The 16,229-nt window shown below is 60.5% G+C and carries 12 protein-coding genes; 10 read left to right on the top strand and 2 right to left on the bottom strand.

The window, feature by feature from the left end:
• Window positions 1-23: 23 nt before the first annotated feature.
• The 5 genes from OSC50_RS15050 to OSC50_RS15030 all read left to right on the top strand — a co-directional run bounded on the left by OSC50_RS15050 (window position 24) and on the right by OSC50_RS15030 (window position 6,211).
• Window positions 24-974, top strand: coding sequence for a FecR family protein (locus OSC50_RS15050; RefSeq protein WP_266248743.1), 951 nt, complete (start codon window positions 24-26; stop codon window positions 972-974).
• 97 nt (window positions 975-1,071) lie between these two features.
• Entirely contained in the window at window positions 1,072-3,468 is a 2,397-nt protein-coding gene (locus OSC50_RS15045) for a TonB-dependent siderophore receptor (RefSeq protein ID WP_266248744.1), read from the top strand.
• A 201-nt stretch (window positions 3,469-3,669) separates the two neighbouring features.
• Window positions 3,670-4,659: a type III secretion effector protein gene (locus tag OSC50_RS15040; RefSeq protein ID WP_266248745.1), complete on the top strand. Its 990-nt coding sequence runs from the start codon at window positions 3,670-3,672 to the stop codon at window positions 4,657-4,659.
• Between the two features lie 138 nt (window positions 4,660-4,797).
• Entirely contained in the window at window positions 4,798-5,112 is a 315-nt protein-coding gene (locus OSC50_RS15035; protein WP_253506358.1) for a type III secretion protein, read from the top strand.
• Between the two features lie 190 nt (window positions 5,113-5,302).
• On the top strand, window positions 5,303-6,211 hold the full coding sequence (locus tag OSC50_RS15030; protein ID WP_266248746.1) for a hypothetical protein: 909 nt from the start codon (window positions 5,303-5,305) through the stop codon (window positions 6,209-6,211).
• 58 nt (window positions 6,212-6,269) lie between these two features.
• Here the strand turns inward: OSC50_RS15030 and OSC50_RS15025 are convergent, their stop codons facing one another.
• Window positions 6,270-7,421 (bottom strand): MFS transporter, encoded by a 1,152-nt coding sequence (locus tag OSC50_RS15025; RefSeq protein WP_181081369.1) that lies wholly within the window; start codon window positions 7,419-7,421, stop codon window positions 6,270-6,272.
• 351 nt (window positions 7,422-7,772) lie between these two features.
• Between OSC50_RS15025 and OSC50_RS15020 the strand changes: the two genes are divergently transcribed.
• The 5 genes from OSC50_RS15020 (at window position 7,773) to OSC50_RS15000 (ending at window position 14,904) form a co-directional block, all read left to right on the top strand.
• A complete protein-coding gene (locus OSC50_RS15020) occupies window positions 7,773-8,759 on the top strand; it encodes a diaminopimelate epimerase (RefSeq protein ID WP_253506370.1) in 987 nt (328 codons plus the stop codon).
• 317 nt (window positions 8,760-9,076) lie between these two features.
• The gene (gene tssI, locus OSC50_RS15015; RefSeq protein WP_266248749.1) at window positions 9,077-11,125 is read left to right on the top strand and encodes a type VI secretion system tip protein TssI/VgrG; all 2,049 of its coding nucleotides are present in this window, start codon (window positions 9,077-9,079) and stop codon (window positions 11,123-11,125) included.
• Window positions 11,125-11,958 carry a DUF4123 domain-containing protein gene (locus OSC50_RS15010; RefSeq protein WP_253506378.1) on the top strand — a complete coding sequence of 278 codons (834 nt, stop codon included), beginning with the start codon at window positions 11,125-11,127 and terminating at the stop codon, window positions 11,956-11,958. The genes tssI and OSC50_RS15010 overlap by 1 nt, the downstream gene beginning before the upstream one ends.
• On the top strand, window positions 11,951-12,730 hold the full coding sequence (locus tag OSC50_RS15005; protein ID WP_253506381.1) for a hypothetical protein: 780 nt from the start codon (window positions 11,951-11,953) through the stop codon (window positions 12,728-12,730). The genes OSC50_RS15010 and OSC50_RS15005 overlap by 8 nt, the downstream gene beginning before the upstream one ends.
• Before the next feature lie 14 nt (window positions 12,731-12,744).
• Entirely contained in the window at window positions 12,745-14,904 is a 2,160-nt protein-coding gene (locus OSC50_RS15000; protein WP_266248751.1) for a lipase family protein, read from the top strand.
• 9 nt (window positions 14,905-14,913) lie between these two features.
• On the opposite strand, the gene codA is transcribed toward OSC50_RS15000, so the two are convergent.
• Window positions 14,914-16,149, bottom strand: a complete 1,236-nt coding sequence (codA, locus tag OSC50_RS14995) for a cytosine deaminase (protein ID WP_253506388.1) — start codon at window positions 16,147-16,149, stop codon at window positions 14,914-14,916.
• Between the last annotated feature and the right edge of the window lie 80 nt (window positions 16,150-16,229).

Raw genomic sequence — 16,229 nt, 5'->3', positions numbered from 1 at the left:
GTATCGAAACAGGATCTGCCACGATGGATAACCGTGCCCGTGATGAGGCTGCCCAGTGGTTCGCGCGCCTGCAGGACGGCGAACTGAGCCCCGAGCAAACCCGGCGCTTCGAGGCCTGGCGCGCGGAACACCCGTCCCATCAATACGAGTTCGATGTGCTGCAAGGCCTGTGGCGCGCCGCCGACCTGCTGCCGCGGACGCGCTGCCAGGTGTTGTGCCAAGCGCCCGCCGAGCGGCCGCGCCGGTCTGCCACCTGGCGTTATGCGGTGGCGGCGAGTGTGGTGGCAGGCGCGCTGGGGTTGGGATTGTTCAGCAGGCTCGATCATCCCAAGACCTTCCATGCCCAATTCAGCACCCGCCTGGGCGAGCATCGTCAGGTGACCCTGCCCGACGGTTCCTTGATGGATCTCAACAGCCGCAGCGTCGTCACGGTGACGTACGAGGGCGGTCGGCGCGGCGTGGCGCTGCAGCAGGGCGAGGCGATGTTCAGCGTCGAGCATGACGGCAGCCGTCCTTTCGTGGTCGATGCCGGCGTCGGGCAGGTCACGGTCACCGGCACACGTTTCGATGTGCGCCGCGATATCGATCAGACCCGTGTTGCCGTCGAGGCAGGCACGGTCAACGTCCAGGGGCGAGGGCCGGGCCAGCACGTCGTGCTGACCGCCGGGCGGGGCACCCATATCGACAGCCAGGGCGCGGTGGCGGCGGCCTACGCGGTGAATGCCGAGGAACTGACGGCCTGGCGCAGCGGCAAACTGGTATTCAACAATGCCACGCTCGGCGAGGTCGCCCGGGAAGTGTCGCGCTACCGCGAGCAGCCGCTGCGGGTCAATCTGCCCGCTGTGGCAAACCTGCGCTTGACCAGTGTGTTCAAGGCCAACGACACCGATGCCTTGCTCAAAGCGTTGCCGCGCATTTTGCCGGTGGCCCTGCGCACCTTGCCGGACGGTAGCCAGGAAATTATTTCGCGCTGAAATTCAGGTTTTTTTCGAGTTCTTCGTCTTCTCCTGCAACTGCAACTGGTTTGCATTAACGGCCGCGTACTTTTGCGCTCACAGGACAAGGTTCGACGTGAACAATTTCTCCCGCCACAACAATAAGAACCGCCGCTGGGTACCGCTGGCCCTGGCCTACGCTGTCAGTGCCTCTGCCTATGCCGACGACGCGATTCATATCCAGGCCCAGCCCCTCGGCACTGCGTTGAGCCAGCTCGGTCAGCAGACGTCCCTGCAACTGTTCTTCAGCCCCGAACTGGTTGCCGGCAAACACGCGCCCGCGGTGGACGGCAACCTCAGCGCCGAGCAGGCCCTGCGCCAAGTGTTGCAAGGCAGCGGCCTGGACTACCAGATCGAGGCGGGGTCAGTGACCCTGCGCCCGCACCACAGCGGCAGCGGTGAAGCCGGCTCGCCGATTGAATTGGGCGCCACCGCTATCAAGGTGGTCGGCGACTGGCTCGGCGATGCCAACGCCGAAGTCGTGCAGAACCATCCCGGCGCACGCACGGTTATCCGTCGCGAAGCCATGGTGGAGCAGGGTGCGCTGAACGTCGGCGAGGTATTGCGCCGCGTGCCAGGCGTGCAGGTGCAGGAAGCCAACGGCACCGGCGGCAGCGATATTTCCCTCAACGTGGGTGTACGCGGGCTCACGTCACGCCTGTCGCCACGCTCCACCGTCCTGATCGATGGCGTGCCAGCGGCCTTCGCGCCGTATGGCCAGCCGCAACTGTCGATGGCGCCGATTTCCGCCGGAAACCTGGACAGCATCGACGTGGTGCGTGGCGCCGGTTCGGTGCGCTACGGGCCACAAAACGTCGGTGGCGTGATCAACTTCGTGACCCGCGCAATCCCCGAAACGTTCTCCGGCGAGGTCGGCACTACCCTGCAGACGTCCGCCCATGGAGGCTGGAAACATATCGAAAACGCCTTTATCGGCGGTACCGCCGACAACGGCATCGGCGCCGCCTTGTTGTATTCCGGGGTCAACGGCAACGGATACCGCAACAGCAACAACGGCAATGACATCGACGACGTGATCTTCAAGACCCACTGGGCGCCGACCGACCAGGACGACTTCTCGCTGAATGTTCATTACTACGATGCCAGCGCTGACATGCCGGGCGGCTTGACCCAGAAACAGTTCGACGCCAACCCATACCAGTCGGTGCGCGATTGGGACAACTTCAGCGGCCGCCGCAAGGACGTGTCGTTCAAGTACATCCGGCAGATCGATGACCGTACCCAGGCCGAAGTGTTGACCTATTATTCCGACAGTTTCCGTGGCAGCAACATCGCCAACCGCGACCTGAAAACCATCAGTTCCTACCCGCGCACCTACTACACCTTCGGCATTGAACCGCGGGTTTCCCACGTCTTCGATCTGGGGCCCAGCACGCAGGAAGTCAGCGTGGGGTATCGCTACCTCAAAGAAGGCATGCACGAGCAGGCCACCAGCCTCAACCTGGTCAACAACGTGCCCACGCCCGGTGGGCAGAACGACGGCCATGTGTACCAGGACCGCACCGGCGGTACCGAGGCCAACGCGTTCTATATCGATAACAAAATCGATATCGGCAAATGGACCATCACCCCAGGTATTCGCTTCGAAAACATCCGCACCGAATGGCACGACCGCCCGGTGATCGCCCTCAATGGCACGCGCACTCCGGAAAAGCGTCGTGAGGTGCACAACAACGAGCCGCTGCCGGCCCTGAGCGTGATGTACCACGTTTCCGACGCCTGGAAAGTGTTCGCCAACTACGAGACCTCATTCGGTAGCCTGCAGTATTTCCAGCTGGGGCAGGGGGGGACCGGCAACCAGACCGCCAACGGCCTGAACCCGGAAAAGGCCAAGACCTACGAAATCGGCACGCGTTACAACGACGCCGTCTGGGGCGGCGAAGTGACGCTGTTCTACATCGACTTTGCCGATGAGCTGCAATACGTCAGCAACGACGTGGGCTGGACCAACCTCGGCGCCACCAAGCACGCCGGTGTCGAAGCGTCGGCGCATTACGACCTGGCCAATCTGGACCCGCGCCTCGATGGCCTGACCGCCAATGCCGGGTTCACTTACACCAAGGCCACCTCCGAGGGCGATGTGCCCTTCAAGGGGCGCGACCTGCCGCTGTACTCGCGCGAAGTGGCGACCCTGGGCCTGCGCTACGACATCAACCGCTGGACCCACAACCTGGATGTGTATGCCCAGTCCGGCCAGCGTGCCCCCGGTACCACCAGCACCTACGTCACCCAGGGCACCGCCGATGGCCAGTTCGGCGATATTCCCGGTTATGTGTCGGTCAACGTACGCAGCGGTTATGACTTCGGCGCGTCCTTGTCGAACCTGAAGTTGGGCGTGGGGGTAAAAAACGTCTTCGACCAGCAGCACTACACGCGCTCCAGCGACAACAACGCCGGGTTGTACCTGGGCGAACCGCGTACGTTCTTCGTACAGGCCAGCGTCGGGTTCTGATCCTTAATCCCTTGGAAAAATGTCGCAGCTCTGTCCGGGGCTGCGATTTTTTTTGCCCGTTTCCTACAGGCTCGGCGTGCATCTTATTGCCCGAGCAGGAACCGATTCCGACATCCCCGCCACAGATGAGCCAGCTGTCGCGCTTCGACGCGATGTCGCAGCGGCAGGCTGACTATCACGCCCATTGTGTTGGAGAACACTATGTCGTTATCGACACCCGATACATCCTCAGCGGCTTCGTCTGCGCTTGACCGTTTCCAGGACAGTGCCAAAGCCGAATTCAAGGCTCGTCGCCCGGCGCCTGGTGCCTTGTCTTTCAACGACGCTAATACGGCAAACGTCAGTTTCTCTGTGCGAGAAAACAAGGCCGGTCCCGTGTTCGGCGATCTGCACGCACCGACAGAGCGCCATCATCCTGCTTATCCCGGCATGCCTGCCAGGCATCCAGGTTTTATGGACACGTTCAGGCAGTGGATGAACGCGCACTTCGGTTGGCACCGGCCGCCTCGGCCTCATCCGTGCTGCAGCAACCCTCCGCCAAGGCCGCAGCCTGGGTACGGTAACCCGCCGCCTCGTCCCGATCCCACTATCGGCAAACCCTATCCCACGCTGCCAGGCAGGCCCGATCCGCAGTACTCGCTGAAGAACAATGAACAATTGGCGAGCCAGTTGAGCAAAAACTTCGACGCCTTCATGGACCCCAAAAAACCCGGTTACGTCAGCATCGACAGTATTTATGCAATGGCAAATAAAGGGTGGTCGTCGGATCCGCGCGTTAACGAAAACATTCGCCTGGCCAAAGAAATGCTGCGCCGTCCGGACCTGCTCGGCGCCCTCGACCGGCACAGCTCCACCGGTGCGCTGGATGGCCTGATCGATCGGCAGAATGTGAACCGGGTCATCCATGGCGACAATTACTTCAAATACAACACCGATAAAGAGCTGGTCGGGGAGCTGTATGAGCATTTCAACGTCTTGAAAGACGGACCAGGATCAGCGGACATCAGCATTTCCGATTTGAGGAACCTGGCGCGTGAACCTCTGACAGGCGATTCGCCCAAAGACCACCTGGTGCAGTTGGCGCAGGAACTTCTCAAACGCAGCGACCTGGTCACGAAGCTGGATAACCTGGCAAGCCAAAACGGTGACGGGCGGATCAACCTGCGCGCGCTTTTACTATTGCTTCGCTGACAGAACGGCACCGCAACCCGGTTGCGGTGCCTTCCACAACCTTGTAAGGAACTGATTACGTTGATTTGCCACATAGGAAATACCTGCCGATGTTGATCGAACCGGCTGCATTTGGGGCTCCGAGCCAGGGCAAATACAATGACTTCGACCTCGTTTCAATCTCCTCGTCACGGTTGTCCTGAACCGTTTCACAGCGTCCGCGATGCTGATCCGGCGCTCTCACCGGGCATCTCGGCATCGCAGGATGTGCAGCCGCCCCCGGATTTGCATGTCGCCGAAGCTCGGCGCATGAAAGCCTTCGCCGGTCAGCGGCAGTTTCAGGCGCCGGTCGCCGATGATTTTTCCCGTGGCATGCACGCAGCCGGGCAGCCTGCCAATGATGCCTCCAAGCTAATCAAACCTGCGGGGCTGTTCGATGGCTTGGCCACGTGGTGGCGCCGCAGGCTCGGTTGAGCCGGTCGGGTGGTAGGTTCCTCAACTCCAGTGGTTACAAACGCTCAGATTTTACTGCGCTCGACGCGGCGTCCTTGCTGGAACCAGGGTTTTCCAAGCGCCACTCACTCTGCGCCTGTTGATTCAGGTGCGTGACTGATCGACCCGGCAAGGCTCGATCCACGCAATCTAACGCTGCTGGAGAGAAACAATGGCTGACTGGCTGAATAATTTGAGGCACATGCCGCCTGGACTGAACCTGAACACAGGCGATGGCCATGCCCGTCTCGGCGTTGCTGAACGCGCGGTGGGCAAGGCGCTTCCCCCGCAAGGGCGTCAGCTTTTCGATAGCCGATTTCCGAACAATGGGCAGGTGCATTTTGACGCCCAAGGCTTTTATTCAGGTGGTTCGCAGGTAGGCAACCCGTTTATCAGCTCGGATGACCACCTGCTGGCGACCCAACTGAACAACGTTTTTTCAATGCTGGGGGATTTCAAGAAGGATGGCCGCCTGACGCTCGCCTCCTTGGAAACGATAGCCAAAGAGGACCCCAAGGAGAGCAAGGTACTTGAGCGCACAATCATGCTTGCCCGAGAAGTACTCAATCGGCCGCGGCTGGCCGATGCGATTGTTGCAAAGGGCGGTGAGATAACACCGACCAGTCTCGAAAAAGTCGCCAGTGATACCATTGGCAATACCAACCCCAACACGCAGAGTGCCGACCCTTTTCATTCCAAAACCGACGCCCAGGTGGTGCAGGCGTTCAAGGGCATGTTTGATGACTTGCGCGACAAGTCGGAAGACTCCACTTTCTTTTTTGAAAAGCACCGCTATGTCAAAAAAGACACGATTATCGAGATGAGCAAGGACCCCGACGAAACAGATAAACACGGTCAGGTAGTACGCGACGCATCCAACGGTTTTCCCAAGAAAAAATACAGCGAGCTGCAGGTCTACATGGCCAAGAACCTGGTCGAGCGGCCAGGCCTGCTGGCGTCGCTGGACAGCACCAAGGCAAACGGGACTAACATCTTCGGCAGCCACAACGATGACGGTTGGTTGAAGAACTACAGCATCGACCGCTGGTTGAAAAACGATAAGGAAGAAAAGGGCAGGTAACGTTACCTGCCTTCTATTGGGCTTCTTGATGCACGCTGGAAGCCCATGATGCAGTCATTCACACCCGCAATATTTTTCCGCCGGCGGCCACCGCCACCAGCAATATGCCAATCAGCAAGAAGGCCGTGGCCAGGCTGCTGCCATGGGCAATAAAGCCGATTGCGGCAGGCCCGGTCAGGATACCGGCGTACCCCAGCGTGGTAATGGCCGGCACCGCAATGTGCTCCGGCATGACGGTCTGCTGGCCGACGGCGGTGTAGAGCACCGGTACGATATTCGAGCATCCCGCTCCTACCAGCGCGTAACCGAGCAATGCAATCTCCCAGGCCGGCGACAGCGTAGCCAGGAAAATACCGCTCGCGGCCAGCGCGCCGCCCACGATGATCACCTTGGTCGCGCCGAGGCGCCGCACGATGGCATCGCCGGTCAGGCGTCCGGCCGTCATCGTCAGGGCGAAGGCGGCGTAGCCCAGGCCGGCGTATGCTTCGTCCAGGCCGCGCTCGTCACTCAGGAACACCGCGCTCCAGTCCAGCACCGCGCCCTCGGCCAGAAACACCACGAAGCACAGGCAGCCGATAAACAGCACCACGCCATGAGGTATCGCAAACGCGGGTCCCGAACTTTCGCTGCCGTAAGGCAGTAGATGCGGGCCGGCTTTGAGCAGCGCCGCGAGTGTGATCACGATCACCACCAGTGTCGCCTGAAGAGGCGACAGGCCCATCCCCAGCAAACCGGCAACGCCTGCCGCGCCGACGATCCCGCCCAGGCTGAACAACCCGTGGAAGCCCGACATCATGGTTTTGCCGCTGGCCCGTTCGACGATAACCGCCTGCAAGTTAACCGTGGAGTCCACCGTGCCCAGCCCGGCACCAAACAGGAACAGCCCGACGATCAGCAACGGGATCGAGCTGACCGTAGCCAGCAGCGGCAAGGCCAGGCAGATCATCAGAGTGCCGGCCGTGAGCACGCGTCGGCAACCAAACCGCGATGCCAGCGCACCTGCCGCCGGCATCGCGATAATCGAGCCCACCCCCAGGCACAACAGCAGCAGGCCCAGCGTCCCTTCACTCAGCCCTGCGCGAGCCTTGGCATACGGCACCAGCGGCGCCCAGGCGGCGATCCCGAAACCGGCGATGAAAAAAGCGATGCGGGTCGACATTTGCTCCAGTCGCCCGGGAACCACGGGGGCTGAGGTAGGGATGGCAGTCATGAACAAATCCTTGGTTTTGCGTTCAACGAACGATGTCCGGCGCGACATCCTTGCACATCAGGCCTTGGTGAGCGAGCCGGGTTCCCTTGGTGTGATCGGACGTGAAGTTTATTTTTACAATTGCGGAACCCATTCGCCGCAGGCAACCACAGAGGTGCAATCGCCTGTGTGTAGGAGGCGGTCTGGAAGGTGCGTAATCCCTGTGGCAAGCGTTGAACCCCAGGGTTTCTGCGGCGGATTACCACCTTCCAGGGCGCTTTCCCCAAACAGGGCGTTCTGTAATACGCTGCTCACCCAATGTGTAGGCGCGCGGGCGGGCAAACCGATGAAAATGTACAGGCAGGCGACGCAATGACCCTGTTCTATGACGCGCGGGGCAATATTTACGGGGTGGTCAGCCCGGCATTTCTGCGAGACCAAGGCATCCCCGTGCCAGAGAGCGCTGCCCAGGCCGCGCTGACGCGTAAAGCCTGGGCCGTCGACGCTGTCGCATCCGAATGCGCCTGGGAGCCGACGCAACGCCCGGTCAATGCCAAGGCCCATCGCTGCGATGGTTTGTTGGTCGGCCCGTTTCAGTCCGAGGCACCGTTCGACCTGCTGATCGTCAACACCGACGGCTCATTGGCCGAGCGCAGTGGCAATGGTTTGACGATTTTTGCCCAGGCCCTCACGGATCAGGGCTTGCTGAGCGCGGCTTGTGAATTACGCGTGCACCATGACCAGCCCCAGGGGCCATCGCCGGTGGCGACAGGGATCGAGCCTGCCGTGTACGAGCACCTCGCAGGGTTCTGGCTGGACCTCGGGTTGCCGGAGTTCGGGCCGTCGGCCGTCGGCGCGCAGGGGGTGGAACACGCCTCGCTGGGCCGCGCCGAACTGAGCCATGTGCGCGAGCTGGCGGCGATCAATCCGCACTGGGCGCACAGTCAGTTCGTGCGGGTCGGCAACCCCCATTGTGTGACGTTGGTCGAGCAGGTCGCAGCCCTGCCGGATAACCGGCACATGCAGCACTCGGCACTGTTCGACTCGCTGCGGGCGATCGCCTTTGCGCCGCCGGTGGGGGGCGGTAAACCCTGCACGGCCGGGGTCAATTTGCAATGGGCCACGATGCTCGGCCACAACCGCATCGCGGCGCGGGTGTTCGAGCGCGGAGAGGGGCCCACTGCGTCTTCCGGCACCAGCGCGAGCGCCGTGGCCTGCGCCGCTTGGCGTGTGGGCTGGGTCGAAGGTGGCGAGGTGGCGGTGGTGATGCCGGGTGGCACGGCGCCGGTGCGTCTGCATGCCCAGGACGATGCGCTGCTGAGCGTCAGCCTGTTCGGGGCCGCACACCGTCAGGGTTGAGTCTCTTGGATGCTGGCGTCCCCATATAGGCGTCAGTTGTTTCTTTATCAAGTAACTATGTATTCGCAAGTTTTCGTAGGGCATTTCATATGTTTATGAAATAGCGCTGTGCCTCGATTTTTATTTTTTAAAAGACGCTTCCATTATCTTCGTACGAAACTTCTTTTTTATTTTCCAAACATCGATTTTCTCCCGTAATCGCTAAGCTTCAGGGCGCGAGTTTGCACTTTGCCTGCCTGGATTTTGCCGATGTTGCGGCGGCGGGATAAAAGTTCGATCACTATTTCAGTTGGGTAATAAAGGGCGGGTAACAACGGATGGTTAACGCGTTTGCGTCGTCAAGTTTCAAGTTAATACTTCCAGGCATCCATAACGACTTCAAAGTGCTGGCATTCAAAGGTCAGGAGGCTCTGGATCAACCGTTTTTCATTCAGGTACAAGTGATCAGCGAAAACCCGGACCTTGACCTGGAGGCTTTTCTTCACCAGGCGGCTTATCTGGATCTAGGCGACGCCGAAGCGGGCCTGCATGGCCAGGTCTATGCCATTGGGCGCGATGACCCCGGTCGACGTTATACCCGCTACCATCTGACATTGGCGCCGCGCCTGGCCTGCCTGGCCCATCGCCGCGACCAGCGGATTTTTCAGCAACGCAGCGTTCCGCAGATTGTTGCCGCCGTGCTCGAACACCACGGCATCCTCGCCGATGCCTACGCCTTTGAGCTGGGGCCGGTGATCTACCCGCCGCGAGCGTACTGCGTGCAGTACGCGGAAACCGATCTGGACTTCATCCAGCGGTTGTGTGAAGAGGAAGGCATTCATTACCACTTTCGCCACAGCGAAACCGCCCACGTGCTGGTGTTCGGCGATGACCAGACGGTGTTCAATCGTCTGCCGGCGCAAGCTTATTGCGCTGCCGGTGGGCCGCAGGCGCCGATGCGCAGTGTGCAGCGGTTCGATGTGCGTTTTTCCATTCGCAGCCAGCGAACGGTGCGCCGTGACCATGATTTCGAACATCCCTCCCTGCGGCTGCAGGACAGCGCAGACGCAACCCGCGCCCAACCGCTTGAGGATTATCGCTACCCCGCCGGTTTCAGCACTCGTCTGCGCGGCCAACAGCTCGCGCGACGGGGGCTGGAGCGTCATCAACGGGATCGGCATCGAGCATTGGGCAGGAGCGATCAACCGCTCCTGCGCAGCGGATATTTTCTTGAACTGCACGATCATCCCGACCCTGTCTGCAATGACCTGTGGTTGATCACCTCGGTACGTCACGAGGGCTATCAGCCCCAGGTGCTGGAAGAAGCGGTGGTCGAGTCCGATCGATTCCAGGGCTACCGCAACCGTTTTACGGCGACCCCCTGGCGAGCGACGTATCGACCGCCGCTCAAGCATCCCAAACCGACCATCAACGGTAGCCAGACCGCTACCGTCACCGGCCCCGCTGGCGAAGAGGTGCATTGCGATGCGTACGGCCGCGTCAAGGTGCGGTTCCATTGGGATCGCCGGGATCAAGCCGACGACAAAAGCAGTGGTTGGGTGCGAGTGGCGTCAAGTTGGGCGGGGGATGGGTTCGGCGCCACGCTCATTCCTCGGGTGGGCATGGAAGTGCTGGTGACCTTTCTGGAGGGCGACCCGGACCAGCCATTGATCAACGGCTGCTTGCCCAACGCGCTGCACATGCCCAGCTATCCATTGCCGCAGCACAAGACGCGCAGTGTGCTGCGCAGCCGCAGTTCCCCGGACGGCGGGGGCTTCAATGAACTGCTGGTGGAGGATCGTCGCGGCGATGAACTCATTTACCTGCGCGCTCAACGCGACTTCGAGCAGCATGTCGGCCATGACAGCCGCCTGGAGGTGGCGGGCGAGCGGCACGAAACCATTCGCGGCTTGAGTTCAAGCCGCTTGGGTGACCAGGCGCACCAGCACATTGCCGGCGAACGCAAGGTGGTGCTCGAGGCCGATGACCACCTGCGCGTGCACGGCGGCAGCCAGGTCCATATCGGCCAGAGCCTGGTGATCGAAGCGGGGCAAGAGGTGCACGTCAAGGCGGGAGCCAGCCTGGTCATCGATGCCGGGGCACAGTTGAGTTTCAAGGCCGGGGGGGAACATCTGTTGATCCAGGCGGGCGGCATATTCAGCAGTCGCCCCATTACCGTCGGCGGCAGCCCTGCCGCCGTTCGTCCCGCCTTGCCCCTGGCGCCGGGTGATAACGTCGCGGCAGTTGCAGAGCGCGTGAATAACGTGCAGCTATCGACCGTCCAGAGCCAGATCATGGATTGGGCCAGGCAATGGGGGGCTGACTTTTGCCCGCTGTGTGAATGCTGTCGAGACAACGCGTGCGCTATCGATGGGAGGGCGGCGTGATGGACGACCTTGCTCATCACTGGATGGCCAGGCAACAGCAGGCCGGTCAGCGGTTGTGCTTGATACTCGACGGCGGCCATCAAGCGTGCGAGCGGCTATTGGCGGTGCGCGGCGTACCACAATATCGCAGCCTTTATGCCCAGACACCGTTGGCGCAATTGGCGGCGGGGCCTTTGATCCTGCTGCTCGAGCACGCCGGCGAGCCCGCGCTGCTCAGCCTTCTGCAGCATCCGCAGACGAACTGGGGGTGGCTGGGCAGCCTGGCAACCCCCGACCTGACGGGCGTGACGCAGCACTGGCGCGATCGGCTGCTTGTGGGGCCGCAGGGGGATCAGGCGCTCTATCGCTTTCACGACAACCGTACCTTTGCACGCGCCCTCGAGCATTTGGCGCCGCAGCATTGGCCGTCGTTTCTCGGGCCGCTGGTCAGCGTGTGTTATTGGCACGCGCAACGCTGGCACAACGTGGACAACCCGGCACCCGGCGAGTACCCGGCCCCAGATCCCGCTCCCTGGCTCAATACACCCAACCCCCAGGCCAACGCGATCCTGCATGCCAATATCCTGCGTTACCTGCTCGCCAGGCACAGCGAGGACCTCGCGGCATTGGTCGAATTCCAGGATGCGAGCGCCTGGCTTGCCCATGTGCTGGAGCAGGCACGTGCCTGGCAATGGAACCGGCCGCAACAGCTTGAATTCCTGGTGGTCCGCAGGCTGGAAGAAGCCACTCGCACCAGTGTGATTCGCTGGCCGCCCATGATCGGCGAGGCACCTGAAGAACACTTTCAACGCGTGGTCGAACAATGGCGCTCAGTGGAGAAGATCGATGAATAAACGAGGGTGGCACGCAGGGTTCTTACTGGGCATGGCGGGGTTGACGGGGTGCACGTTGAAACCAGTGGACAGCTTTACGCTGGAAGTGGATTTGCCCGCCCAATTCGAACTCAAAACCGCGGCCAACTACGGACCCGCGACGGGCGAAACCTGCACCTTGCCCAGGCGTCGAGGTAAACGGCCTGAGCGAAAGGTATTTTTTACGGAATACAAGGCTGTGGCCAGCCGGGTCAGTTATGAGTTGCCGTTGAGTGAAAGGGTGGAGGGGTGCCCGTTGGTATTGCGCAGTGTGGAGTTTGGTTTTACTGCGAAATGGGGGGTGAGGAGTACGGATGTCGGGGGGGATGTCGGGGCTATTTCCATCCTTGATCAGTTGGCGCCTGACAGCCAATGGACGCCTGAGTTGGGTGTGACGGAGTTAAGAGGTCAGTGCGAATGGAGGTTCAGGACCGTCGGCCCTCTTCACGGAATCAGGAAAATCCTGCAATGCCGTTCATTGGATACAACCGGGCAAACGCAGAAAACCCGAGCCGGAGGCTTGGCGCAACGAGATCGCTTGGCGGGAAAAACGTTAAGGATGTCGTTGACGTTATCTGACGTTGAAACCCCCGCGTTTGACAACAATTGGGTCGCTGTCCCTGGTGGCTGGAAGCGTTGCAGAGGGACAAGCTTCGAAGATCGTTACGCCTTCTGCAACGGCGACACCACTCATTTCAAACCTATAACAATGCCGGATGGACGTGTCTGCGACGTCTATCCATCCTGCAATTAATAAGGAGCCAACTTATGGATCTGGATGCACGGAAGCACCCATTTTTCAGTAGCAGTAAACCCGCCTGTCCATTACATGGTGACTGGGTCAGCTTTTGCCTGGTCGATGAATTCGGAGTGGGAAGCAGCTATGGTGGCTTGCCCTACACAATCCACGACAGCGTCGGGTGCAAGTACGAGGGCAGGCTGGATGCGGACGGATTCGTCAAACTGCGAGATATCAATTGTGGCCCTGTGGTTCTTATTTTTGACTCGCTGTATACAGGGGTAGAGAAGCTGTACCAGCGGTTAATGGCGCGTCCTACTTATCAATTGCCTATTACCGAGCTCCAGTTTCGTGCTGAACACACTCGGTTCGCTGCAACTGATGGTCGTCGTAGTGAAAGCAATCCTGCTCGGCAGAAGGCCAACAAGTTTTATCAAGTTGAAGTGCGCGATTTAGTCCGCCACGTTGCTCACCTGCCTCCGCCGGCACCTCGTATTCATCAGCCGCCACGGCATGCCCTGAAAATGATGGCTGATCTAGGCTTTGGTGCACCCCAGCCAACGTTGGCGGGGATCGTGCTTTTTCCCAACAGCCACACAGTCCTGGAAGTGCGGCCGCTGCGTGCCTTACGCCCCATCATCTCTATCGATGACAATTTCTGTGCCTTGAACCTTTATCAACTGTCGTTGATGGCGGCTTTTAGTTACTGCGATTTTGGCCAGGACCCGCGGGAGAAGCCTTTTAATGAAGTCTATTTTCCTCTGAATCCAAGCGTAGGAAATTTTTTTGCTGAACAGCTATCCAGCTACGAGGAAGCGTGGAAAATCGATCCAGAGCAGGTACAACGTTTTTATCCGCTCTATGAAGAGGTGTCTTATTCGCGGCGGTTTGAGATTCTTCCTTTTGATCCAGAGTTATATCCATTAAATCGTCCCGACCGTGGAAATGAGCAGGAGCACCCTGCAAGCTTGCACTTTTTCGATGACGAGAAATCAGGTACCGATACTCAAGCGTTCATTGTTCATCACGATGAGGTGATCCTTATTTCCGTACGCGGCACCTTCAGTAAAGCTGATGTTTTGCGAGATGCAGATGCCCATCAGGTGCCGGTTGTAGACGGCATTGGTAAGGTACACAAAGGTTTTTACGAGGCTTACCGGGCGATGCGGGAGTTTGTGCTGCATTACCTCGATCAGTTTCACGACGGTCAGCGCATCGTCATTTGTGGTCATAGCCTGGGTGGCGCTATCGCGTTGTTGCTAGCCGAGGGCTTGCGCCGAGTCCCGGAGTCTAACTACAACATCCTCCTCTACACCTACGGCGCCCCCCGCGCCGCCGATTCCGAATTCGTCGCTGGTGCTTCCGCCCTGGTCCATCACCGTATCGTCAACCACAACGACCCGGTCCCCAGTGTTCCGGCACCGTGGATGAACACCACCGCCAAGCTGTGGGTTCCCGGTGCGGTTACCGTGTTCAGCGCGCCTATCCCCGGGGGGCTGTTGTTCGCCACGGGGTTGGTGCGCGTGGGTGGCAATCCTTACCAGCACCACGGCGAGCAGCAACACTACATGCCGATCACGTTGGCCGATGGCACCCAGTCTTCGGTGCTATGGAAACCTGGTTGCGAGTCCATCCAGGAGGCTGGAGCCAACCGTGCACTGCAACTGCAGGGCGATACGCCCTTGCGTGAGAACTTCCTGAGGCAGTTGTTCCAGGCAAGCCAGCACTTTATGACTGCCAGTTACATCCCGGCCGCCTGGGCCACGCTACGGCGCTGGCAGCAGACCCTGGAGAACCAGAGCTCGCTGGTGACACACAGCGAATACGAACAACTGGATCGCGCGTTGGAAAGCATGCGCCAGCAATTGCGCGACAAGCGACGTGAGCTGGACCGTCGTCCCGCGCCGAATGGGCGCAGCCATGTACCTGAGCACTATCATCAGGCGTTGAATGCTGAGATCGATCGTTTGCATACCAGCCGCCGGCGCCTGGAAAGTCTGCGCTGGCGCCGCCTGGATGCGCGGGATGTGTACGGCAGCCACGCCCAGGCCGCGCACCTGCAACCCAGCCTCAAGCGCTGGTTCAGTCATCGCGAAAACCGCGAGACGCCACCGGCGGCGAGCATTCCACCCGCCACGTCCAGTGAGCGTGGGAAGGCGCAGCCACTGGATATCGACTCGATTGTCTGAACCGCCCGCTTACATGAACGCCACCTGCGCGGGCTGGCGTTTCATCAACACCTTGCCGTTGCGGATCGAATAGAGCGGCAGGCCCTGGCTGCGGATCACCTCGTAGTCGCTGTCTGCCGAGAGGATCAACAGGTTGGCCGGGCGCCCCGGCTCCAAGCCATAGCGCTCGCCCAAGCCCATCGCCTTGGCGCTATTGTCGGTGACCAGGTCGAGGGCGCTTTGCAGGTTGCGATAACCGAGCATATGGCAGATATGCAGACCGGCTTCCAGCACGCGCAGGATGTTGCCGTTGCCCAGGGGGTACCACGGGTCGACGATGGAGTCCTGGCCGAAGCACACGTTCATGCCGGCTTCCAGCAACTCGTTGACTCGCGTCACGCCACGACGCTTCGGGAAGCTGTCGAAGCGTCCTTGCAGGTGAATGCTCTCGGTAGGGCATGAGACAAAACTGATACCGGAATGCCCCAGCAGGCGGAACAGTTTGGCGCAGTAGGCATTGTCATAGGAGCCCATCGCGGTGGTATGGCTGGCGGTGACGCGTGCGCCCATGTCGCGGCTGCGGGCTTCTTCGGCGAGCACTTCAAGGAAGCGCGAGTGGGGGTCATCGGTTTCGTCGCAATGCACATCCACCAGGCAGCCGCTGCGTTCGGCCAGGTCCATCAGGAATTTCACCGAACTCACGCCCTGATCGCGGGTGTATTCAAAATGCGGAATGCCGCCGACGACATCGGCGCCCATGCGGATGGCTTCCTCCATCAGTTCGCGGCCATTGCGGTAAGACTCGATGCCTTCCTGGGGAAAGGCCACGATCTGCAGATCGATAAGGTGCGCGCTTTCTTCGCGCACCTGCAGCATGGCCTTGAGCGCGGTGAGCTGCGGGTCGGTAACGTCGACGTGGGTGCGTACGTGCTGAATGCCGTGGGCGGCCAGGGCCTGGATGGTCTTTTGCGCGCGTGTGCGGGTGTCTTCCTGGGTGATCGTGGCTTTGCGTTCGCCCCAGCACTCAATGCCCTCGAACAGCGTGCCGCTCATGTTCCAGCGTGGCTCGCCGGCGGTCAGGGTGGCATCGAGGTGGATGTGCGGTTCGACGAAGGGTGGGATCACCAGGTTGCCGGCGGCGTCCAGGTCGTCGGGCCCCAGGGCCGGCACGCTGGTTTGTGCGGTGATGCTGGCGATCCGGCCGTTTTCCAGGTGCAGATCATGCAGGCCTTCACGGTGGCGCAGGCGAGCGTTGATGATGTGCATGGGCTAGTTCCTCTTGGCAAAAAATATCGGGCAGATTGCCGCCGGACTCTCGGGTCGGCGTTCAGGCGGTCATGGCGATT

Source organism: Pseudomonas quebecensis (assembly GCF_026410085.1).
GTDB lineage: Bacteria > Pseudomonadota > Gammaproteobacteria > Pseudomonadales > Pseudomonadaceae > Aquipseudomonas > Aquipseudomonas quebecensis.
This window is presented reverse-complemented; position numbering and strand designations above follow the sequence as displayed.